This is a genomic window from Streptomyces sp. SID5910, from assembly GCF_009862125.1.
Lineage (GTDB): Bacteria > Actinomycetota > Actinomycetes > Streptomycetales > Streptomycetaceae > Streptomyces.
Genome location: NZ_WWHX01000919.1, coordinates 1 through 19,908, shown reverse-complemented (window position 1 = coordinate 19,908; position 19,908 = coordinate 1). Strand labels below are relative to the sequence as shown.

Sequence of the window (19,908 nt, the reverse complement as noted above, 5' to 3'; positions counted from 1 at the left end):
ATGTCGTCGGCGCAGTGGATGAGGGCGGCCTCGACGGCGCGCATCGTGTCGAGGATGTGGAGCCGGACCGGGGTGGGCCGGTCGCCGAGCTGCATCGGGTCCCGCTCCAGGGCGCGGAGGTGGGCGGCCTGGTGGCGTTCGTACTCCAGTTGCTCGGCGTCGGCCTGGTCGAGGCGGGCGAGGTAGCCGCGGAGTCCGGCGCCGAAGCCGTCGTGGAGGGCGGGTGCGGCGATGGCTTCGCGGAGGTCGCTCCAGTGGATCGCGATCGAGCGGAGGTGGGTGGCGGTGGTGGTCATCGGGGCTCCATGGTGCTGGTGGGGCGGCGTATCGTGATGGCCACCGGATGGGGCGTGCCTGGCCTGGGGAGGTCGAGTAGGCGCGCCCCTTCGTCGTAGGTCAGCAGAAGTCGATCTCCGCGTTGGCCCACTTCACGCAGTACGCGTAGCGGCCGACGATGACGGCGAGGCCGATCGTGACGCGGCTGAACTGGTTCTCGTACCGGTTCCACGTGGCGCGCGGCTTGCCGGAGAGGTCGTCGGCGATGCGGTAGCGGTAGAACTTGGGCCGGTGGTACTTGGCGTGGTGGCTGATCTCTCGGCCGAGGTCGTCGAAGTTCTGTCCGAGCATGGTCACTTCTCCGTGGTCTGGTCGGCGGGCTGGACGCGGTCGTTCGTGCACTGGTGCGGGGTCCCGGCGGTCCACCACTGACCCCAGAGGCGGCAGCCGTCGCAGTGCTCCCAGCCCTCGGCCTTGATCTCGTGGTGCCGGTACGGGGTGCCGTCGGGGTGAGTGGGGCGCTCCCGCTGCTCGCGGGCGGGCGGCTGGATGGCGTCGTGGAGTTCGGCAAGGCGGCCGTCCCACCAGCGGGCGAGGGGCGCGCCAAGCGGGGGCGGTCCGGCCGCGACCCACTGCTCGTGGAGGGTGATGACGCGGGTGACGGTGTCCTCGGCGGACCGGTGCAGGGCGGAGACGACGCGGACGGTGGTCTCCAGGTCGGTCGTTTCGGTCGCTGCCGGGGCGGGCTCGTCGAGCGCGGCGAGGACTGCGTCAGCCACGGCCTGACGGACGCTGAGGGGGAGCCACTGGTCGTGGGCTGAGAGCGCGGGGCCGACAGCGTTGAAGGCACGAGCGCGTCGCTTCTGGTCGGTCATCGGGTCCTCCGTGTGGCGCGCGCGGCGGCGCGTCGGGTGGTTCGGTTCGGTCGGGGGGCGGGCGTTTCGTCGTCCACCAGCTGCTCGACGCGCACCAGCCGGGTCTCCCACGCGGCCCCGGGACGCGGCTTGTGCTCGCCCCGGGGCGTGCTGCTCGGCCCGGTCACACCACGCTCCGGTGGTCGCGCATCGGGCACGTCTCGTCGTGCTGCCAGCCGCACGACGTCCACCAGCGTTCGCAGCAGCCGGTGTCGAGCTGCTCGCGGGGGTTTGGTGGCGGGAGGAGTACGGCGTCGGCGTCGGCCGCGTCCTCCAGCTGCGTGTGCCGGGCCTGCTGGCGGTGGTCTTCGTGGGTGTAGGAGGCGGCGACGGTGAGGAAGATGCCGGCGGCGAGGAGTCCGGGCAGGGCGAGGAGGGGGTGGTGGGTGGCGGAGTAGGCGGCGCTGGCGGCTGGGATGGTGGCGGCGATGCGGCAGGCGCGGGCGGTGCGCTGGGCTGGGGTCACCGGGTGCCTTTCGGGGTGGGGCCCCGGCCGTGGTGGCCGGGGCGGTGGTTAGGCGGCTTCGTTGTAGCGGGTGAGGGTGCGGGCGGCTCGGCGTGTGAGGGCCCAGGAGGGGCGCGGGCGGCGCCGGGTGCGTGCGAGGCGCAAGAGGGCGCGTGAGGCCCGTCTGACGGCCCGCACGGTGGCGATGAGGGTGACGGCGACCGTGTACAGGGCGGCGGTTGTGGCGGCGGCGAGGATGAGTAGCCAGGCGAGGAACGTCCAGCCGAGGGTGATGAGGGTGTCGAGGGCTTCGGCGATCACGACGGCTGCGCCCCGTCCTGCCGCGCCCCGGCGGCGGGCCCGTTGGGGCACTCGGGGAGGTGACGGCCGAGGCCGGTACGGAGCACACCGCACGAGCACTTGGCGGCGGGCTGCTCGGTGGTCAGGCGGCGCAGCGAGACGAGGGCGGCCTGCTCCTCGGCGGTGTACTTGCCCGTGTCCCACATCCGCAGCTGCGCCTGGTTGAGGGCGTAGTCGAGCATGGTGCGCTCGGTGGGGCTGAGCGTGGTGGCCTGCGTCTCGGCGGCTGCCGTCTCGGCGGCCACGCGCCGCAGCTCGGCGTCGGCGAGAGCGAGCAGCCAGCGCCGCACGCCCTCGGCAGCCGACGAGTGGACGTTCAGGTGCGCACCGTTGGCTGCGTCGCGGAAGGCAGCGGCCCGGACGGCGGCCCGGTCGGTGGTCGCGGGCAGGACGGCCAGCACCGCGTCGGCGCGGCTGTACGCGTTCGCGCGCACGGTCTCCAGGATGCCGCCGTGCTCGGGGCCCTTGCCGCGGTACGTCCAGGCGATGAGCGCCTCGGCGATGCGGTCACGGAGCGCGGTCTGGTCGGCGGGCGGCAGCGGCACAGCCGAGGCGGGACGGTACGTCGCGCAGTCGCACGAGTAGCACTCACCGCCGTTCGGCTCATGCTCCGGCTCAATGTGCCCGCATCCGCAGGGCGTGTACTCCGGGCCACGGTCGGCGGTGGTCTGGTCGGTCATCGGGTTCTCCTGGTGGGTGTGGTGGACTCGGGGCACCGGCCGCCCCGCAACTCGACTGCGGGGCGGCCGGCCTGCGGTCAGTGGCCGATCTGCCCGGACGGGTACAGGTACGCCCGCCCGTCCTCGCCGCGGTTCACGCCGCCGACGGCGCCGCAGTCACCGCACTGCACCCGGCGACCGGGCGCGGCCGGGATGACCTCCTCAGCGGCCGGCTCCTCGGCCGTGATCGCGTTGAGCATCTTGGCGGCCTCGGCGACCAGCTCGGGGTAGTGGTCGAGGCCGTCTTCCTCGCCGCACTCGTAGCCCTTGTGGATGTCGTAGTCGACCTCGTTGACGAGGGCGCGGACGAACAGGTCGAGGCCGCGCGGGGTGAGGCGGTAGGTGGTGGGCTGGTCGGTCATGTTCGCTCCTGTGGTGGGCGTGTTGGGTGGTGGTCGTTTGTGTGCGGGTCTGGGTGTAACCGGATGACCGCGGTCAGGCGGCGCCGTGGTGTTCGTCCGTCTGGTGTCCGTGGTCGGGTCTGTCGGGGTGGCTGCCGGTTTCGGGGTCGCATCCGAGGTGGGTGTCGTATCCGCGGTCTCGGCGGTAGCCGGTGAGGGGGGTTTCGCAGACGGTGCAGAGGGGGGTTTCTGTGGCTTCTGGAGCCTGCGTGGCGGCTTCCCCTTCCCCCACCCCCCTCTTGTTAGAGGGGGGAGGGGGTGGGGAACCTGGGTTCCCCGTGGGTTCCCCCGGGGTTCCCGGGGAATGTTTGACCTGGGGTTTTGCGGTTCCCCCTTGATCGTTTGGGGATTCCCCCGGGGAACCTGTTTCGGGGAGGGTCGGGGGAACCTCGCGGGGAACCCTGTTTGTCCTGTTTTTCCTGGCTCGGACGGCGGCCTCGATCTTCTCCTTGCGGGCGGGGATGTTGGCGTTCGCGAGGGCCGCCTTCGTGCGGGGGTTGCCGGCGTCGTCGGGAAGTCCCAGGCGGTCGATCTGGGCGATGAGCCAGTCGACGGAGCCCTCGGCGGGTTCGATCTGCTCGTGCTCCATGAGGACGTGGCGGGTGGCGCCGGGCAGGTAGTGGTTGCCGTCTCTGCGGGCCTGGCGCAGCAGGACGAAGGAGTCAGGTCCGATGCCGGTGCGGGTGTGGGTGCGCTTGAGGGTGAGGGTGCCGCCGCCGTGGGCGCGGAGCTCCCAGACGTGGTCGACGTCCTGGGTCTTGGCGGAGGAGCCGCGAGCGCCGCGTTCGCCGTCCTTGCCCATGTGGTCGAGACGGATGGAGGCGATGCCGGCGCGCTTGAGCGGCAGCAGGGTGTGCCGGTAGAGGCTCAGCCAGGTGTCGGCGTCGTTCTCGGGACCGGAGATGAACCGGGAGACGGTGTCGAGGCAGACGACTTGGGCTTCGGCATCGCCGACCATGGCGAGGAGGTCGGTGCCGCCGCCTGCGGTGTCGAGGGGGCGGATCGGAGGGAAGCTGGCGTAGGTGAGCAGGCCCATACGGCCGGGCCCGGCGCCGTACGACAGGAACCGTTCCTGGATGTCGGCGTGGCCGTTCTCGGCGTCCACGTACAGCACCGAGATGGGGGCCTGGGGGCGGTCGCCGAGGAAGGACTGGCCGCTGGCCATGCGCCACAGCCACTCCTGGACGAGGAGGCTCTTGCCGGCCTTGCCGTCGCCGACGACGGTGATCTGCTGGCCGGGCGCCATGAGTTGGCCGGGCAGGAGCTGGACGTTGCCGAAGTCGGTGGCGAAGTGCTCGTTCCAGTCGAGGAACGCGGCGGTCAGGTGGGAGGGGCCCTGGCCGGCGGTGGTGCGGCGTTCTTCCTGCTGGCGGTGGCTGTCGGTGAGCTTGTCGAGTTCCTCGGCGGTGGCCCCGGCGAGGATGGCGGCCTTGACCTTGTTGGCGTACTCGTCGTGTCGTCGGATGCGGGCGACGTCGGCGATGCGTTCGGCGAACGCGGGCGCCATGACGCCGGGGACGGTCTCGTAGCCGAGGCGGAGGATGAGGTCGCCGCCGGCGACTTCGCGGAGCCGCTTCAGCTTCTCCAGCTCGGCGCGGACGGTGACGGGGTGGAGCTGCTTGTTCTCGGCAACCATGCCGGTGACGGCGTCCCAGATGGCGCGGTGGCCGGGCTGGTAGATGTCCTCGCGGGTGATGAGCCGCGCGCATTCCAGGTAGGCGGCGCGGTCGTTCATGATGACGCCGGCGACGTAGTCCTCGGCCTCGGCGTCGTGGGGGGCTGTGCGTGTGAGGCCGTCCTGATCCGCCGAGGGGTGCGGGATGCGGCGGACGTTGTCCACGGGGCGGTCTCCTCAGAAGAGCGGTTGGCGCGGGCACTTGTGGGTGGTGAGGTGCTGGTGGGGGCAGTCCGGCGGGTGGCGGCCGTGGGTCCAGCGGAGCCTCGGGGCCCGGTAGGGGAGGCGGGGCAGGCACCAGACGAGGTCGTTCGGTGTCCGGTCCTTCAGCGCCTCGCCGTAGGGCAGTTGGGCGTCGGCCGGCGGGAGGGTGACGGTCGCGCGGACAGCGGCGGTGTCACCCACCCACTGGGTGAGGAGGGGCTGGCCGCAGCCGGGGCAGCGGGAGTCGGCGCCGCCCCGACTACGGCCGGCCATCAGGCCGCGGTCCCGTTCATGACCGCCGTGTCGATCTGCTCGCCGATGGCCTTGACGACGTCCGCGAAGGCGGTCGTCCGGATCTCGTCGGGCCGCTCCAGCTTGTAGCCGAGGCGGAGCCCGTTCTGCCCGATGCGGTAGCGGAGGCGGGCGGTGAGCCGGTAGCCGTCGCTGCCGTCGAACGGCACGAGGCCGATGGTGAAGGTCTCGGGGACGGTGAGCTGGCCCTTCTGCCCGGCCTTGGTGGTGGCGGTCTCGACGTACTGGAACTGCCGCTGCCCGGAGGAGAGTCGGGTGGCGGACTGGAAGTCGACCTTCTGTGCGGCCTGGAAGGACTGGGCGATCTCCAGCATGTCCGCGGCGGACGGCTCCAGGAGCTCAGGGAGGTGGTCCTCCAGGAACTCGGCGAACGTCTCCTGGTCGAGGAGCTGGCCGTCGAGGTGCAGCCACTGCTTCCAGGCGGTGGTCTCGCGGAGGGCGAGGTGGAGGCGGTGGCCTCCCCAGCGGGCGGTGCCGGGGGTGTGGGCGTCGAGGACGGCGGTGACGGTGAGGCGGTCGCTGTCGGCGTAGACCTCGGAGTTGTCGTCGTGGTGCTTGTCCCAGTAGGTGAGGAAGGACTGGGCGTCGCGGACGGTGGTGGTGCCGGTCTTGCGGCTGAGGACCCCGGTGTGGTCAGGGCCGGTGAGGTCGACGGTCTGGACGCGGCCGTCGGCGGTGGCGACGAGGTAGATGCTGCCGGGCTCGACCTGCTTGGGGGCGAGGGCCTGTTGGGCGAGGGCGGCGACGGCGGGCACGTTGGTGTCGGTGGTCGTCATGGTCAGGCGTCCTTGAAGGTGTCGGTGGAGGGGGCATTGCGGAACTCGATGGCCATCTGGCGGGGGTCCTCGCGGACCGGGAGGCCCTCGTCGTCGAGGAAGTAGAGGGACTTGACCGGGGTGGGCTTGGGGGCCTTGACCGCGGACTCGACGCCGATGGGCAGGGGCGCGCTGTCGACGCCGTTGGCAGGCGGTTCGACGACGATGGTGATGACCATCGACCCCTTCTTGCCGTGGGTGCGGACGGCGTCGAGGAGGGTGTGGAACTCGGCGGAGAGTTCCTCTTCGGTGCGGCCGTTGAGGTGGGAGGCGAGGAAGGCGGCGACGGGGGCCTGCTGGATCTCGCCGGTCTCGGTGTTCGCGGTCATCGCTGGGTGGTGCCTTTCTGGATGTGGTGCTGCGGGTCTCGGGTCTGGAGGTCGACCTGCCGGCCGTTGATGCAGTGCCGCCACCAGCCGGGGTGCCCGGGGATTCGGACGGGCGGCCAGTCGGGCGTTGCGATCACGTCCCGGGGCGGTTCACGGGCGGTGTCGGAGTCGCTCATGCGGCTGCTCCTCGTTTCGTCGGGCGGCAGACGGCCCGGTGGGCTGTGGTGGGGTTGTCGCGGAGGAAGTCGGTGACCTTCTCGCGGCCGGCGATGCGGCGGTGGGTGCCGCAGGCCGTGCACAGGAAGTCGGCGATGGGGGTCTGGTCCCAGTCGGTGCGGCGGATCTGGAGGTCGCCGAGCCAGCCGGTCACGTCGCGGCCTGCTTCCGTACGCGGCGCCGCCTCGGCAGGCCGCGGGGCTTCTCGTCGGGGTCGTCGATGTCGTCCCAGGCGAGCGCCGACACCCAGCCGTTCTGCGCGGCGATGGTGCGGGTCCGCTTCGACGGGCCGGGCTTCAGCGCCCGCTCGCGGAAGATCCGGTCGACGGCTTCGGCCTGCCCGCGGGGGATCCGCTTGCGGCGGCCGACGACGATCTCCGTGACCTGTGTGCCGCGGATCCCGGCCTCTTCGGCGACGTGCGCCATGGGCCAGCCCATGACGGCGAGGGCTTCGAGGCGACGGCGGGTGCCGACGGCGGGGACGCGGTTGGGTACGTCGTCGGGGCGGAGCGCGAGGATCGAGCGGGCGGTGCGCTGGTGCACGTTGGCGACGGCACTGTGGATGATGTTGTGGATGGTGCGGCGGTCGACGCCGGCTGTGTCGGCGATCTCGGGGTTGGTCCAGCCGTGTTTCTTCAGGGTGTGGATGTGCTGGAGGACGGGTTCGGTGGGGGTGCAGCCGGGGATGCCGCGGAGGCGGCGGAGGCGGGCGGCCTTTTCTCGGCGGGCGACGTAGGTGGACATCAGGCCGCCACCTCCGCGCGGTGGAGGCTGGCGCGGAGCCGCTCACCGATCCACTCCCCGACCTGCGGCGAGACGGCGTTGCCGAACCCGTCGACCTGGTTGCGGGCGGTGCCCCAGACCTTGAAGGTGCCGCGGTAGTCACCGAAGTTCACGTCGAAGCCGCAGCCGCGGCCGATCTCGTACTCCCGCATCATGCGGAAGTAGCATTCCTCCAGCGGGAGGTCGGCGAGCGCGGCCTGCCACTGCGCGGTGAGCAGCGCGGTGGTGTCGGCGGCGGTGATGGTGCCGAGCGGGTCGGTCAGCGGGTGCGGTGCGGTCCCGTGGCCGGGGCTGGTGCCGTTCTGCTTGTACCAGCCGGCGGCCGTGAGCAGGCCGGGGATCTGGTCCGAGGTGAAGGCGGGCATCGCCTCGGTGTGCATCGTGGGCACGGTGTGCTTCCGGTACGGGACGACGCCGGACGACACGACGGCGAGGGTCTCCGACCCGACCTGGGTGGGCAGCGGCTCGTGGCCGCTGCGCGGGGCGCCCTGGTAGTTGTCCACGGCCAGCGCCACCGGCGGAGTGATCAGCCCCGTGGTGTTCGTGGCGGTCTGGGCCCACAGCGGCTGATCGAAGCCGCGGCTACGGCAGTCGGACCCGGGCCGCTCGAAGGTGTTCCCCGCGGCCGCCATGAGCGCGCCGGTCGACAGGATCGACGTCTCCTGCTGGCTGGTCTGCGTCGCCAGCGGCTGCCACGGGTGCTTCTCGATGCCGTGCACGCCCTTCGCGGGCATGAACACGGCGGGGAAGTCAGCGAAGCGCTGGCGGCAGCGTTCGGCCCGGGCCATCGTCGACCGAGCGAGCGGGCCGACGAAGCCGTCCTTGAACGTCTTGACCGGCTTGTCGCCGATGCGAACGCCGAGGTCGGTCAGGTCGAGGGCGGCCAGTGACGGCGTCATCGGCGGCACGACCTGGCGGCGGCAGGAGGGGCAGCGGTAGTCGTACTGCTTGCCGTACTCCACCAGCCCGGACGCTGGGATGCCGGTGCGCCAGGTCCACACGGCTTCGACGTCCTTGTCGCAGCGGTGGCAGCGGGAGACCGGCCGGTGCTCCAGGTCCGGGGCGGGCAGGGACTTGTCCCAGAACACCCAGTAGCCGCGGTTCCTCGATTGCGGGACGCCGAAGAACTGGGAGTTGAAGAAGCAGACCGCGCCGTCGTAGCCGAGCAGGTCGAACTGTTTGAGCCACCACCGGTAGGTGCTGCCGTCGCCGATCTTTGGGCGGCCGGGGATGGCCGGGCCCCACGATTGGAGGCCGGTCGTGCACTCGATGAGGATCAGCCAGGGGTGGTGCTTGGCGGCGTAGTGCAGGACGCAGTTGGCCGTGGCGCGGTCGCGTTCGGAGCGGGTGACGCGGGCCTCGTAGTCGGGGTCCTCCAGGTCGAACAGGGTCCCGCCCTGCTCGTACGCCTTGATCGTGTTGGCCTGGCTGTGGTTGACGCAGCTCACGCCGGCGGCGAGGAGGTCGGCCCGGGGGAGGTCGCGGGCGGAGTGGTAGTCCGCGGCCTCGGGGTTGACCAGGTCGGCGATCCAGTGTTCGGCGTCGGGGTGGTTGGCCTCGTGGACCTGGACCTTGTAGGCGTTGTGGTTCGCGGCCATGATCGTGGTGAATCCGGCGCGGCGGATGCCCTCGGTGAGGCCGCCGAAGCCGCTGAAGAGGTCGACGGCGGTGTACTCGTCGTGGCGGAAGCGGCGCCGCCGGGTGGCGGGCCGGTGGGTGGCGGTGCTGGGGTTCTTCATCATCGGGCCACCGCCGGGAGGTTGTGCCACTCCACCCCGCGCAGCGCCGACTCCGCCCACGCCTTCGGCACCTCAGCCAAGACGTGGCCGAGGGAGTGGAGACCGAGAGCCAGGAGGATGTACGCGTCGCTCTGGTCGTAGCGGTGCTTGCCCTCGGTCAGCAGCCCGTACCGCTCGTGGACGGCGTCGCGGACCATGCCCTTGCCGACCTCGTACCGCTTGTTCTTCGGGACGCCGGCCGGGACGGGCCGCTTCTTGCCGGTGGCGTACTCGTTGCGTGCCTGGGGGTTGATGACGGCGTAGGGGATGCCGCGCTTCCAGAGGTCCTGGCGGATCATCCACCGCATGGCGGCGAGGGCGTCGGCGCCGGTGTTGTTCTTGGAGTAGGCGGGGCCTTCGAGGACGACGTAGTCGGCGTTCCGGTAGAAGGAGGCGCAGCCGTCGAGCTGTCGGGCGAAGCGCTCGTGAAGGTTCTTGGCGGGGGCGTGGACGTAGTCGGTCCAGCCGATGCCCGCGACGCCGGTGACGGTGGTGGCGGCGTCGAGGGCGATGAGGAGTGGTGGCCGGGGCCCGACCGCCGTGGTGGCGGCCGGCGCCTCGGTGGTGACGTCGAAGAGGGTGCTCACTGGGCGCCGCCGTCCTGGCGTGCCTGCCACTGCTGCTCAGTCAGGTAGCCCTCGGCCTGCTTCCGCTGCCGGTACTTCTCGTTCTGGTAGGTGTTCTGCGCCAAGCGGCACGGCTCGCACAGGGGCTCTCGGCGGTAGTAGTGCTGGCGGGCACCCTTGTAGGTGCCGTGGGCGATGGGCTTGAGCTGACTGCCGCTGCGGGGCCGCTTGAGGCCGATGGCGTCGATGAGCTGGTCGAGTTCGGCGTCGGTGAGTTCAGACACTGGGGGCCTCCTCTCGGGTGGTGTCGGGCAGGCGGCATTCGGTGCAGACCGAGCCGCCGAGGCGGAGGTGGAGCTGGAGGGTGGGCCGGTCTTCGGCCGGGCAGTACGCCTCGAAGGCGTCGAGGGCCTCGACCGGGCGGAGCAACTGCTCCTCGGCGGCGGGGCGGGTGGCGCGGTGCCGGCCGGTCGGGAGCAGTGCCCGGTAGATGAGGCTGGCCCCGGCGCCGACGGTGCAGGCGGCGCCGGTCATGGCGTAGGCGAAGCTGCTCACGACGTGGCCCCCGGGGTCGGCCGCTCGAAGCCGGGCTGCCACGGTCCGCTGTCCCGGATGTGGCCGCCGTGCGGCATGCCCACGGCGTCGTCCAGGCGGTTCTGCAACCGGTCGGCGCGGCGGGTCGCGGCCCACGTCGCGTTCATCCAGCGGGCGCAGGCGCGCAGGGCCCGGTCCAGGCGACGCTCCAGGTCGGCCGCGTACTCCGGGTCCGACTCGGTCAGCGCGCTGTTCCGCTTGCCGAGTTCCTCGACCCGGCCGACCAGACGCCGGTTGGCGGCGTCGGCCTCAGCGAACTGGCGGGCGCTGGCCCGTGCCACAGCTCGGAACGCGTCCCGTTCGGCGCGCGCGTTGTCGCGCTGCTCGATAGCAACCGTGATCTTCGCGCGGAGGCCGGCGGTCTCCCGCTCGAAGCGGCGGCGGGTGATGAGTCCGAACATCACTGGTCCTCCGAGCTCTCAGCCGGGACCAGACGCAGCGGCCACGTCCCGTCGATGACGGCCTTCGGGTCGTGCTTCTCACCGGCCTTCGCCGGGTTCCGCAGCCACGCCTGGTACGAGGCCGCGTCCTCGCGCGCCCACACCACCTGGCGGCGGTGCAGCTCCTCGACGTCCACGAACGCCAAGTCGTTGAACCGGTCGTACGGTCCGCGCCGGTTCCGCAGCTGGTGCACCCACGCGGGCCGGTCCTCCGGCCGGGTGTGCGCGATCGCCCCGATGCGGTAGGCGGCGCGCGCCGACTGGAGGGCGTCGTACTCGGCGCCGTGCGCAGCCGCCTCGTCCCACGGCAGGCCGTACGTTTCGGCGGTGGTCCGCATCTGGTACGGGCCCTGCGTCTCCGACACCCGCTTGCGGTAGGGGGCGGCGTGCCGGTCGAGGGTCATGGTGTCGATGACCCGGGTCAGCGGCTGCCGGACGATGCCTTCGAGGCTGTCGCCGAGGTGGCGGCGGCACTCCCGGTCGAGGAGATTGAGGTCGTAGCCGCCGAGGTTGTGTCCGACCAGCGGCACGCCGCCGGCCACAACCTCAGCGACGGACTTCGCGATCTCCGGCACGGCCTGCTCGGCCGGGGTGCCGTGCTCGGCGAGGTGCTCGTCGGTCAGCTTGTGCACGGCGATCGCGCCGGGCTCCTGGGCGATGCCGGGGTTGACGAGCCAGGTGCGGGTGTCGGTGGCCAGGCTGCCGCCGACGAGGATGAGGGCGCAGGAGACGATGCGGGCCGTCTCCGGGTCCTTGCCGGACGACTCGAAGTCCAGGGCGGCCATGCGCTGCACGTGCCACGGGGCGCTCACTGGCCACCGCCGGTGCGCTCGCCGTAGATCCGCCGGCCGAGAGCGTCGAGCGTTTCCTGCTTACCCGTCTCGTTGGCGACCTTCGCACCGAGCATCCGTAGGTTGGACAGCTCGTAGCTGATCTGCTGCAACCGGCCCGGGGACGTCTTCGGGTTGAGGATCTCGTCGCGGTACGACTCCGCCGAGCGGGCCGGGGCGTCGTTGCCGCGCTCGATGCGGTCGGCGTCGGGGTCCTTGTCATGGGTCGGGGTGAGGCCGAAGCCGAGGAGCAGCGTCCGCAGCGCGACGGACTGCGCCTTGGTCGTGGCCTTGTCGGCGGTGTCGAGGGCCTCGCCCATCGTCTGGAGGGTGAGCGTGTCACCCATCGGCCCCATGATCGTCCAGGTGACGAGGACGGAGCACTCCCGCATCTTGGTGCCCTTGGCGGTGGTCTTCTCCCCGTAGCTGGCCTCGACCTTGGAGGACAGGACGTTCACGCCGTGCTTCAGCGTGACCGGTCCGAAGACGTTGACGACGGTGTCGACGCCACGGAAGTTGAAGCGGGTGCCCGCCTGGTTGTACTGCTGGTCCTTGCTGATGGCGCGGATGTCGCGGCGGACGCGGAGCCAGGCGACGCCGACAGGGACCTGGTCGGGGTCGTCTTCGCCGGGCTCGTAGTCGGCCATCGGGTCCGGCGGGGGGTTGTACTCGTCGGCGGGCGGCGCGTCCTCGGCCGGGCCCGCGTCGGTGTCGGCGCGGCCGGCAGCAGCGGCGGCCCGCTCAGCGATCGTGGTCATACGGCGTGCTCCTCACGGACAGAGCGGGGAATGGTCAGGCGCCGGGACACGCGGTCCTCGACGCAGTCGGCGTAGGCGTCGGGCCAGCGCTCGGCGAGCCGCTTCACGTCGCAGTGCTCGCGGGTCGTCTCGTCGAGGGAGAAGTACGGCTTGTCGAGGACCGTGGCGGCCTCGGCGTCGCCGAGCCCGGCGAGGATCCGGACCTTCGCGGCCTTCTTCCGGCGCTCGGCGGCGACGACGTCCTGGTGCGCGTCGAGGTACTCCTCGACGGCCTCCTGCGTGTCGACGTCCCGGGTGATATCCACGGTCCCGTCGCGCTCCGGGTGGAGTCGGCCGTACAGGTCGAGGAGGACGTCCGGGTCGGCGTCCTGCGCGAGGACCGGCGGGCGCCGCTCGGTGATCTGCTGCCAGGCGAGTTCGCCCGCGGCCCGCAGGTCGGCGACGAGCTGGGCGTGGTCCTTCACGCGGATGACGTACTGCCGGTAGTCGTTGCCGCCGATGAGGACGGCGGCGTGGACGTGGTCGAAGCCGCACACGTCGGCCTGCCACAGCGTCTGCACCAGGACGTCGTCAGCGACGCCGGCGCGGAACGCAGAGGCCTTCATCTTGTCGCGGCACTTGATCTCTACCGCGCAGCGCTCGTCGGCCTCCGCGAGCGGGCACTTCAGGACGCGTCGGTCGAGGGTGCACATCTGCCACGGCCGGTCGGTGTTCTGGACGAGGCCGACGCGGCGGACCACCGACCTGTTGCGGCGGGCCCATTCGCGGGCGACGGTCTCCTCGAACGCGCGGCCCCAGAGGGCGGGTTCGGAGTCGTCGGACTCCAGCGGCAGGCCACCGGTCTTGTCGTGCCACACGGAGAGGGCGTTGCCGTAGCGGCTGATGCCGAGGATGGCGGCGATGTCGCTGGAACCGATGCCAGAGCGGCGGGCGGTGAGCCACTGTTCGCGGTCAGCGTCGGCGGGAAGGATGAGTCGGCCGGTCGGGGTGACCCGGCGGCCGGCGGCCGGGGCCGTGGTGGCCCCAGCCTGCGCGGTCGTCGTCGTCATCGGGCGTCGGCCTCCGTCCGCGGCTTCGGCGCGTGGAGCAGGCCGAGGCCGATCGCGAGGAGCACTGCGTGAGGCCCGGACTTCGCGCCGAGCTTCTTGTAGAGCGCCCGGCGGTGGGACTTGATGGTGTGCTCGGTGCGGCAGATGCGTCGTCCGGTTTCCTTGGCGTCCTCTCCGGAGGCGAGGCCGACGAGCGCGCCGAACTCGGCGTCGGTGAGGTGGACCTGGCGGGACTGGCCGCGGTTGGCGTAGATCGCGAGGTGGTTGGTGAGGGTGTCGGCCTGCTTCACGCTGAGCGGCAGGTCGTACTTTTCGGCTGCGGTGAGGACGTGCTCCCGCAGGTCGGTGACGGTGATCATCGGTCCCCCGTGTGCTGGGTGGCGAGGTGGTACGTGATGCGGCCGTCGGGGCCCGGGCTGACGGCGAGGAGTCCGGCGCGGGCGAGGCTCCGCAGCGTCTTCCGCGTCGTGTTCCGGCGGGCGGTGGGCCAGGGACTGCCGGCCATGAGCTGCTCGGCCAGGCCCGTGGTGACGGGGCGGCCGTGCTCGCGGACGGCGGCGTACAGGTACTCGCGGCGGGTGGAGAGTTCAGCCACGGCCGCCTCCCGACCGGGCGACGCTGAACCAGCGCACGCCCTTGTCGTCGTGCTGCACGAGGGCGCCGGAGTCGCGGAGGACCGCGAGGTCGTGGCGGGCGGCGCGGACGCCGAGCCCGGTGTAGCCGTTGCCCTCGTACCAGCGGGCGACGGAGCCGGACTTCCACCGGCCGCCCGCGCTGATGGCGTGGAGGAGGTGGGCGCGGCGGGTGGTGTCCGCCGCCAGCGTCGCGGGCGGGGCGTCCTCGTCCTCTCCGGGCTGTCCGGCGGCGAGCCACTCGACGTACCGGGCGAGGATCGTGCCCTCATCCTCGTCGCCGTCCCAGCGGTTGGGGTCGGCCATGGTGGCCTCGATCGCGGTCACGAGGGCTCGGTATGCCTGCGCGTCGAGGACGAGGGTGGAGGGGTTGAGGTCGTCGCCGAGGATCTCGCGGCGGATCTCGGCGCGGTGTTCGTCGATGGCGTCGCGGTAGTGGCCGGTGCCGAGGAAGGCACGGACGGCGCCTCGGTCGACCTTGGAGGCGAGCGTCTCGATCGCCTCGGCCTGGAGGGCGTGCTGCTTGCTGCCGGTGGTGCGGTACTCGCGGGCCTTTTTCGCCAGCCAGTCGACGGTCTCGACCTTGGCCTCGGCGAGGATCTCGGCACGGTAGGCGTCGAGCTTGCGCTGCGCCATCGCGCGGTTGCCGTCCTCGTGGACCTTGCCGACCATCGCGAACAGGTACAGGTCGTCGCGGGCGCTCATGCGGCAGCACCACCCTCGCGGCGCTGCGCCGGAATCGACGCCACCGGAGCAGCCGGGGCCAGCGCCCGCAGACGGTCCGCGAGCGCGGCCACCGCGTCGCCGTACACCGGCACCTCGAACCCGACCGCCGCGAGCAGCTGCTCCAGCAGCAGCGACTCCGGCGCGTACCCGTCGTGCCCGGCGGACGCAGCCCGGTCGTCCGCGTACTGAAGCAGCAGCGCGAGCAACTCCCCGTCGTCCGCGATCGTCGTCAGCGCCGCGGCAAGCACGTGCTCCAGGTCGAGCATCACGCCGGTCGGAATCCGGCGGACGTAGATCCGCGCGGGCCCGGTCACGGCCGGCCGCCGGAAGATGCGGTGCAGGTACAAGCGGATGCGGTTCATCGGGCGACCTCCGTCACCTTCGTCATGGGGCCGAAGTCACGGGCGACGGCGGTGGCGTCCTCGCAGTGGCGGACGATGCTCGGGCCCGTCTGCGGGGTCTCCTCATCGCCGCGCTTGACGTGGAGGAACTCGTCGATGCCGCCGAGGTACTTCCAGGTGTCGCCGTAGCTGTCGAGGTAGTGGGCGTCGGCCTGGAACTCGTTGCCGTCGGCGTCGAGGTGGCCGGTCGCGGTGGTCTGTTCGTTCACCGAGCACCTCCGTGGTGGCGGTGGATCAGGTGGGAGAGGAGGGAGGGGAGGTCGCTCGCGCAGAAGCCGACCCACACGAGACCGACGGCGGTGGCCCAGATCAGCCACAGGAGGACGTTCACTCGTCGGCCTCCGCGTCGTACTCGGAGGGGACCTCCAGGGGCGTCACTACGTAGCCCGTGCAGTTCTGGGTGGGCACGTCATCGCCGTCGCAGTACTCGACGTCGAAGAACGTCAGCTCCTCGGGGCTCCACGGGTCGCTGTCCTCGGGGACCCAGCTGATGAGGCCCGTGGCACCCTCACGGCGGGCCAGCGTCACGCAATGCTCGTGAGCCGCGTCGATGGTGCTGTAGTGGCCGAGGATGATTCCGGAGTCCGGGTGCTCGGCGCGGTAGACGGTGCCCCGCGCGGCCTCCAACTCGGTGACCCGGTCCCCGCCGCGCATCGACTCCCACAAGCCGAGCACCGCCGGGATCGCCGTCTCCAGGTAGCCCCAGTCCCAGTAGCCCTGGAAGTACCCACCCGACGACAGGCACTTGGCCGGCCACGCGTCACAGGCACACAGGTCCTCGTGCACCAAGTCGTTCACCGCGCGGTTCCCCGAGGCGGCGAGGGCGTCGAGCTGAGCCTCGTGCAGCGCGATCGGCCGAACGACGGGCCCCGGGTCCACCGGCATCGGCAGCACATCCGCCGACCCGACGATCCCGCGGCCGGCCAGCTCGTCGAGCGTCGCCATCACGAACTCGGGGCACGAGCAGACGTCGGCCAGCGCGTACAGGGCGATCCCGCCCTCCGTCACCGTGCGACGCGTCCAGCAGGCGCCGTCCTTGGTGTTGACCACCAGCGGGGCGCTCATGCCGCCACCGCCTCAGCGGCCACCGGCAGCGACACGGTGATGACCACCGGCACGTCCCGCCACACCGACGACAACCGGTGCGCCCGCACCTCCTGCCGCTGGTCCACGTACGTGTTCTCCGCCGCCCGGATGGTGCCACCGAGCACCGCGGCGTACTCGGCCAGCGCCTGCATGCCCGCGCCGTACACGAAGCCACGCAGCTCCGGCATCACCGAGCTCATCGACCACTCGGTGGCGGGCAGTTCGGGGTGCTCCGTGAGGAGCTGCACCAGCGCGGTCGCGGGACCGAGCTGCGGGATAGGCTGGGTCTTCAAGGTGACCTTCCTTCGATGGTTGGTGTGGTCGCCGAGTCGGGGTCCGTCCGTGGCCGGGTAAGCAGCGGGCGGGCCTTCGGCGTTGATGGGGTCAGGCGGCCTGCGCGGCCGGCCTCACCGAGCGGATCGCGCGGGCCGAGGCGAACGTCGCCCGCAGCTGCTCGCGCTGCTCCACGCGGAGCGGCGGCGCCGCATCCACCTCTCGGCGGGCGGCCTCAATGACGGCCGGGCCAAGGATTCGAGCGGCCTCAGCGCGGGTCACGCGGGCACCGCCGCCATGTGAAAGGGCGGCTCGGCCGGCGCCTGGACAGTGCGGCCGGTGTGCTGCCAGAGGACGAGGAGGTCGACTCCAAGCCGTCTGGCAATTGCCACGGCCTCGTCGTAGAGCGAGGTCTTACGCCGTCCGTTGCGCAGCGCGTCGATCTTTGAGGGGTGGCAGTTGGCCGCGTCGGCGAGGTCGCGGACGCTGACGGGCTGGCCGTCGCCGTCGCGCTTCATGAGCAGGACCAGCAGCTCAGGGCTTACGAGGACCATGGGGTTCTGCTGAGCGCGCATGTGTTTCACCTCCGTAGACGCTGTGTGCGTTTCCGTGAACAAGGACGACAGTACACATGCGTAGACGTCTTGTCTACGTAAACGCACAGGCAGTCAAAAATGAGTCATCACGCCCGCGGGGGATGGCGCGCGCGCCCTGTTTCCGTAGACACTTTGTGTCGGGGGGCAAACGGTTGTGCCCTCTGACCTGCGTTTTTCTCGATGATCGCCAGGCGTAACGTAGACATCAGGCGTCACGGACAGAGGTGAGAGGGCACAATGCACGCCATGGCAGAGCAAGGGCGGCGAACGGACTTCAGTGATCTCCTACGGGAGCGGCGTACCGAGCTTGGCGTGAGCCTGCGGGACATGGCGGAGCGCTGCATTGACCCGCAGAGGAGCGGCGAGCAGGCCAAGTTCGGCTGGCTCTCCAAGGTCGAGCGAGGCGAGTCGGTCGACCCTCCCAAGGAGGAGCGGCTCCGGGCGCTCGCTGCCGGCTATCAGATTCCGCTCGCGGTCCTTCAGGCCGCAGCCACTCGTCAGTTCTTCGGCTACGACCCGGCCGGTGATGCCTCGGTGGTCTGGAGTGGGGACCGTACGACCCGGCTTATCGTGGCGCGGGCGGAGGAGATGAACGAGAAGGACCGCCAGGAGCTGGCGGAGATCGCTGAGGTGATGGCGCGGAGGCGTGCGCAGCGTAATAGCCCTGGCCAGGGCAACTCGGACGATTAGTACGACTTTCTATTACTCAGTGATTCGCTCTGGTCACAGCCTGATCGGTATGGCACGGTGGTGATCCGCCTGGGGGGCGCAAACGGATCATTCCGCATGCATGTTCGAACACTAGAACGAATGTGCGCGTGGTTGTACCTGGGGAGGCATTGCGATGGCGGACGGGGAGAACACGGAGTCACGCGGCAAACCGAGTGACGCGCATGTACCCGTGGCGGACAGTTCTGAACCCGGCGATGTGCGAATCGACATCGAGCTGCGCGACGGTCTCCCCGGCGGGAGGGCCTTCATCGCGGTCGAGCAGGAGGGCGCGGTCACCTGGCTCGCCGACCGGCGCAAGGTACCTGCGCAGGTGATCGGCGATCTCCTGACCGAGATGCGTGGCATGGTCCGCAAGAAAGGCTGGGTCCAGAACTGGCCCGGCGCCAGTTAGACCCGACGCGCGACCCGGAAGCCGCAGGCCGTCCACCTGCGGCTTTATTACTGTCTTTCATCAGGCTTCGATCTCGCGGTGGCCGCAGCCGTGCTCGGTGCCGCCGAGCGGATCGACCCGCGCGTGCTGGCCGACATCCTGATGATCGGCGAGCTGGGCCTCGACGGACGGGTGCGGCCGGTGCGGGGCATCCTGCCGGCGGTGCTGGCCGCGGCGGAGGCCGGGTACGAGCAGGTGGTCGTGCCCGAGTGCGCCGCCGCCGAGGCGTCCCTGGTGCCCGGCGTGTCCGTCCTCGGCGTGCGCAGCCTGCGCCAGCTGATCGCCGTCCTCGCCGACGAACCCGTGCCGGAGGAGGAGCAGGACCGGCAGGGCGGGCCCGACCCGCTCATGGCCGGCCTGCGCATGCCCGGCACCGGCGCGGCCACGGGCATGCACAGCATGGGCGCCGCCCAGTACGACCAGGGCCATGATCTCGCCGACGTCGTCGGCCAGACCTCGGCGCGTACGGCCGTGGAGGTCGCCGCGGCCGGTGGACACCACCTGTTCCTGGAGGGGCCGCCCGGCGCAGGCAAGACCATGCTCGCCGAGCGGCTGCCCGCGATCCTGCCCCGGCTGGGCCGGGCGGAGTCCCTGGAGGTCACCGCGGTGCACTCGGTGGCGGGCCTGCTGCCGCCTGGCAAACCCCTCATCGACGTCGCCCCCTACTGCGCGCCGCACCACTCCGCCACGATGCAGGCCCTCGTCGGCGGCGGGCCCGGCGTGGCACGGCCCGGTGCCGTGTCCCTCGCACACCGGGGCGTTCTCTTCCTGGACGAGACCCCCGAGTTCAGCAGCCATGCCCTCGACGCGCTGCGCCAGCCGCTGGAGGCCGGGCACGTCGTCATCGCGCGCAGTGCGGGCGTGGTGCGGTTCCCGGCGCGCTTCCTGATGGTGCTGGCCGCCAACCCCTGTCCGTGCGGGCGCTTCTCGCAGAAGGACGACCTGTGCGAGTGCTCGCCCGCGTCGATCCGCCGCTACCAGGCCAGGCTGTCCGGCCCGCTGCTCGACCGCGTCGACCTCCGCGTCGAGGTGGACCGGGTCACACGCAGGGAGCTCGCGGGGGAGGGTGCCCGGGGGGACTCCACCGCGACGGTCGCCGACCGGGTACGGGGGGCGCGCGAACGGGCCGCCGACCGGTTCGTCGGCACCCCGTGGCGCTCCAACAGCGAGGTGCCCGGACGGGAGCTGCGCAGCCGCTGGTACGCCGCGCCCGGCGCCCTGGAGGACGCCGAGCGCTGCCTCGAACGGGGCGTGCTCACCGCGCGGGGCCTCGACCGGGTCCTGCGCGTCGCCTGGACGGTCGCGGACCTCGTCGGCCACGACCGCCCCGACGCGAGGGACGTCGCACTCGCGCTGCAACTGCGCACGGGGGTGCCGCGAGGCGTTCCCATGGCGCTGGGGGCGCTGACGTGAACGGGGGGTTCGGAGAGGTGGCGAGCGGGAGCTGCTGCGCCGGCCCGGGTGGTGACGGTGCGGCCGTGGGTGGGGGTGCGGGCGGTGACCGGGTCTTCGGTGACGGCGGAGGCGCGGGAGGTGGCCGGGCCTTGGGAGCTGGCGGAGGCGCGGGT

The 19,908-nt window shown here is 71.6% G+C and carries 33 protein-coding genes and 2 pseudogenes; 3 read left to right on the top strand and 32 right to left on the bottom strand.

Translation table 11 applies throughout. From position 1 onward, the window contains the following. The 32 genes and pseudogenes from GTW67_RS32915 to GTW67_RS32780 form a co-directional block, all read right to left on the bottom strand. A pseudogene (locus GTW67_RS32915) lies at positions 1-296 on the bottom strand (hypothetical protein); the annotation flags it as partial. A gap of 100 nt (positions 297-396) precedes the next feature. Beyond that, positions 397-627, bottom strand: coding sequence for a hypothetical protein (locus GTW67_RS32910; protein WP_161168409.1), 231 nt, complete (start codon positions 625-627; stop codon positions 397-399). Positions 628-629: 2 nt separating this feature from the next. Then, the gene (locus GTW67_RS32905) at positions 630-1,055 is read right to left on the bottom strand and encodes a hypothetical protein (RefSeq protein WP_161168408.1); all 426 of its coding nucleotides are present in this window, start codon (positions 1,053-1,055) and stop codon (positions 630-632) included. A 259-nt stretch (positions 1,056-1,314) separates the two neighbouring features. After that, positions 1,315-1,656, bottom strand: a complete 342-nt coding sequence (locus GTW67_RS32900; RefSeq protein ID WP_161168407.1) for a hypothetical protein — start codon at positions 1,654-1,656, stop codon at positions 1,315-1,317. A 48-nt stretch (positions 1,657-1,704) separates the two neighbouring features. Continuing rightward, entirely contained in the window at positions 1,705-1,956 is a 252-nt protein-coding gene (locus GTW67_RS32895) for a hypothetical protein (protein WP_161168406.1), read from the bottom strand. Next, a complete protein-coding gene (locus GTW67_RS32890) occupies positions 1,953-2,675 on the bottom strand; it encodes a hypothetical protein (RefSeq protein ID WP_161168405.1) in 723 nt (240 codons plus the stop codon). Before GTW67_RS32890 ends, GTW67_RS32895 begins: the two co-directional genes overlap by 4 nt. Positions 2,676-2,752: 77 nt before the next feature. Beyond that, positions 2,753-3,076, bottom strand: a complete 324-nt coding sequence (locus GTW67_RS32885) for a hypothetical protein (protein WP_161168404.1) — start codon at positions 3,074-3,076, stop codon at positions 2,753-2,755. Between the two features lie 73 nt (positions 3,077-3,149). Next, the gene (locus GTW67_RS32880) at positions 3,150-4,955 is read right to left on the bottom strand and encodes an AAA family ATPase (RefSeq protein ID WP_161168403.1); all 1,806 of its coding nucleotides are present in this window, start codon (positions 4,953-4,955) and stop codon (positions 3,150-3,152) included. Positions 4,956-4,967: 12 nt separating this feature from the next. Continuing rightward, positions 4,968-5,267 (bottom strand): hypothetical protein, encoded by a 300-nt coding sequence (locus GTW67_RS32875; protein WP_202438016.1) that lies wholly within the window; start codon positions 5,265-5,267, stop codon positions 4,968-4,970. Then, positions 5,267-6,082, bottom strand: a complete 816-nt coding sequence (locus tag GTW67_RS32870; protein WP_161168402.1) for a DUF2303 family protein — start codon at positions 6,080-6,082, stop codon at positions 5,267-5,269. Before GTW67_RS32870 ends, GTW67_RS32875 begins: the two co-directional genes overlap by 1 nt. 2 nt (positions 6,083-6,084) lie before the next feature. Further along, complete coding sequence (locus GTW67_RS32865; RefSeq protein WP_161168401.1) at positions 6,085-6,450, bottom strand: YfdP family phage-associated protein; 366 nt, start codon at positions 6,448-6,450, stop codon at positions 6,085-6,087. Next, on the bottom strand, positions 6,447-6,626 hold the full coding sequence (locus GTW67_RS32860; RefSeq protein ID WP_161168400.1) for a hypothetical protein: 180 nt from the start codon (positions 6,624-6,626) through the stop codon (positions 6,447-6,449). Before GTW67_RS32860 ends, GTW67_RS32865 begins: the two co-directional genes overlap by 4 nt. Continuing rightward, a complete protein-coding gene (locus tag GTW67_RS32855) occupies positions 6,623-6,820 on the bottom strand; it encodes a transcription factor WhiB (RefSeq protein WP_161168399.1) in 198 nt (65 codons plus the stop codon). The genes GTW67_RS32860 and GTW67_RS32855 overlap by 4 nt, the downstream gene beginning before the upstream one ends. Continuing rightward, entirely contained in the window at positions 6,817-7,410 is a 594-nt protein-coding gene (locus tag GTW67_RS32850; protein WP_161168398.1) for a hypothetical protein, read from the bottom strand. The genes GTW67_RS32855 and GTW67_RS32850 overlap by 4 nt, the downstream gene beginning before the upstream one ends. Next, positions 7,410-9,191, bottom strand: coding sequence for a DNA cytosine methyltransferase (locus GTW67_RS32845; RefSeq protein WP_202438015.1), 1,782 nt, complete (start codon positions 9,189-9,191; stop codon positions 7,410-7,412). Before GTW67_RS32845 ends, GTW67_RS32850 begins: the two co-directional genes overlap by 1 nt. Continuing rightward, positions 9,188-9,814: a hypothetical protein gene (locus GTW67_RS32840; RefSeq protein WP_202438014.1), complete on the bottom strand. Its 627-nt coding sequence runs from the start codon at positions 9,812-9,814 to the stop codon at positions 9,188-9,190. Before GTW67_RS32840 ends, GTW67_RS32845 begins: the two co-directional genes overlap by 4 nt. Next, positions 9,811-10,077, bottom strand: a complete 267-nt coding sequence (locus GTW67_RS37245; protein WP_202438013.1) for a hypothetical protein — start codon at positions 10,075-10,077, stop codon at positions 9,811-9,813. The genes GTW67_RS32840 and GTW67_RS37245 overlap by 4 nt, the downstream gene beginning before the upstream one ends. After that, a complete protein-coding gene (locus tag GTW67_RS37240) occupies positions 10,070-10,348 on the bottom strand; it encodes a hypothetical protein (protein WP_202438012.1) in 279 nt (92 codons plus the stop codon). Before GTW67_RS37240 ends, GTW67_RS37245 begins: the two co-directional genes overlap by 8 nt. Then, positions 10,345-10,788, bottom strand: a complete 444-nt coding sequence (locus GTW67_RS32835) for a hypothetical protein (RefSeq protein WP_161168397.1) — start codon at positions 10,786-10,788, stop codon at positions 10,345-10,347. The genes GTW67_RS37240 and GTW67_RS32835 overlap by 4 nt, the downstream gene beginning before the upstream one ends. Next, on the bottom strand, positions 10,788-11,639 hold the full coding sequence (locus tag GTW67_RS32830; RefSeq protein ID WP_202438011.1) for a 3'-5' exonuclease family protein: 852 nt from the start codon (positions 11,637-11,639) through the stop codon (positions 10,788-10,790). The genes GTW67_RS32835 and GTW67_RS32830 overlap by 1 nt, the downstream gene beginning before the upstream one ends. Then, positions 11,636-12,415 carry an ERF family protein gene (locus tag GTW67_RS32825; protein WP_237519150.1) on the bottom strand — a complete coding sequence of 260 codons (780 nt, stop codon included), beginning with the start codon at positions 12,413-12,415 and terminating at the stop codon, positions 11,636-11,638. The genes GTW67_RS32830 and GTW67_RS32825 overlap by 4 nt, the downstream gene beginning before the upstream one ends. Continuing rightward, positions 12,412-13,464, bottom strand: a complete 1,053-nt coding sequence (locus GTW67_RS32820; RefSeq protein WP_161168396.1) for a YqaJ viral recombinase family nuclease — start codon at positions 13,462-13,464, stop codon at positions 12,412-12,414. The genes GTW67_RS32825 and GTW67_RS32820 overlap by 4 nt, the downstream gene beginning before the upstream one ends. Continuing rightward, positions 13,461-13,823 carry a response regulator transcription factor gene (locus tag GTW67_RS32815; RefSeq protein ID WP_161168395.1) on the bottom strand — a complete coding sequence of 121 codons (363 nt, stop codon included), beginning with the start codon at positions 13,821-13,823 and terminating at the stop codon, positions 13,461-13,463. The genes GTW67_RS32820 and GTW67_RS32815 overlap by 4 nt, the downstream gene beginning before the upstream one ends. Continuing rightward, the gene (locus GTW67_RS32810) at positions 13,820-14,059 is read right to left on the bottom strand and encodes a hypothetical protein (protein WP_161168394.1); all 240 of its coding nucleotides are present in this window, start codon (positions 14,057-14,059) and stop codon (positions 13,820-13,822) included. The genes GTW67_RS32815 and GTW67_RS32810 overlap by 4 nt, the downstream gene beginning before the upstream one ends. Next, positions 14,052-14,801, bottom strand: coding sequence for a hypothetical protein (locus GTW67_RS37235; protein ID WP_202438018.1), 750 nt, complete (start codon positions 14,799-14,801; stop codon positions 14,052-14,054). Before GTW67_RS37235 ends, GTW67_RS32810 begins: the two co-directional genes overlap by 8 nt. Continuing rightward, the gene (locus tag GTW67_RS32805; RefSeq protein ID WP_161168393.1) at positions 14,798-15,184 is read right to left on the bottom strand and encodes a hypothetical protein; all 387 of its coding nucleotides are present in this window, start codon (positions 15,182-15,184) and stop codon (positions 14,798-14,800) included. The genes GTW67_RS37235 and GTW67_RS32805 overlap by 4 nt, the downstream gene beginning before the upstream one ends. Beyond that, positions 15,181-15,432, bottom strand: a complete 252-nt coding sequence (locus tag GTW67_RS32800; RefSeq protein ID WP_161168392.1) for a hypothetical protein — start codon at positions 15,430-15,432, stop codon at positions 15,181-15,183. The genes GTW67_RS32805 and GTW67_RS32800 overlap by 4 nt, the downstream gene beginning before the upstream one ends. Further along, on the bottom strand, positions 15,429-15,554 hold the full coding sequence (locus GTW67_RS38265; RefSeq protein ID WP_272920553.1) for a hypothetical protein: 126 nt from the start codon (positions 15,552-15,554) through the stop codon (positions 15,429-15,431). The genes GTW67_RS32800 and GTW67_RS38265 overlap by 4 nt, the downstream gene beginning before the upstream one ends. Further along, positions 15,551-16,288, bottom strand: a complete 738-nt coding sequence (locus tag GTW67_RS32795; protein WP_161168391.1) for a hypothetical protein — start codon at positions 16,286-16,288, stop codon at positions 15,551-15,553. Before GTW67_RS32795 ends, GTW67_RS38265 begins: the two co-directional genes overlap by 4 nt. Next, positions 16,285-16,602, bottom strand: a complete 318-nt coding sequence (locus GTW67_RS32790; protein ID WP_161168390.1) for a hypothetical protein — start codon at positions 16,600-16,602, stop codon at positions 16,285-16,287. Before GTW67_RS32790 ends, GTW67_RS32795 begins: the two co-directional genes overlap by 4 nt. A 91-nt stretch (positions 16,603-16,693) precedes the next feature. After that, positions 16,694-16,864 (bottom strand): hypothetical protein, encoded by a 171-nt coding sequence (locus GTW67_RS32785; protein ID WP_161168389.1) that lies wholly within the window; start codon positions 16,862-16,864, stop codon positions 16,694-16,696. After that, positions 16,861-17,157: a helix-turn-helix domain-containing protein gene (locus GTW67_RS32780; RefSeq protein ID WP_161168388.1), complete on the bottom strand. Its 297-nt coding sequence runs from the start codon at positions 17,155-17,157 to the stop codon at positions 16,861-16,863. The genes GTW67_RS32785 and GTW67_RS32780 overlap by 4 nt, the downstream gene beginning before the upstream one ends. 267 nt (positions 17,158-17,424) lie before the next feature. Here GTW67_RS32780 and GTW67_RS32775 point away from each other — a divergent pair, with 267 nt between their 5' ends. The 3 genes and pseudogenes from GTW67_RS32775 to GTW67_RS32765 all read left to right on the top strand — a co-directional run. Then, the gene (locus GTW67_RS32775; protein WP_237519149.1) at positions 17,425-17,868 is read left to right on the top strand and encodes a helix-turn-helix domain-containing protein; all 444 of its coding nucleotides are present in this window, start codon (positions 17,425-17,427) and stop codon (positions 17,866-17,868) included. Between the two features lie 154 nt (positions 17,869-18,022). Beyond that, positions 18,023-18,301 carry a hypothetical protein gene (locus GTW67_RS32770; RefSeq protein WP_161168386.1) on the top strand — a complete coding sequence of 93 codons (279 nt, stop codon included), beginning with the start codon at positions 18,023-18,025 and terminating at the stop codon, positions 18,299-18,301. Between the two features lie 60 nt (positions 18,302-18,361). Next, positions 18,362-19,753, top strand: a pseudogene (locus GTW67_RS32765) (YifB family Mg chelatase-like AAA ATPase); the annotation flags it as partial. Positions 19,754-19,908: the final 155 nt, after the last annotated feature.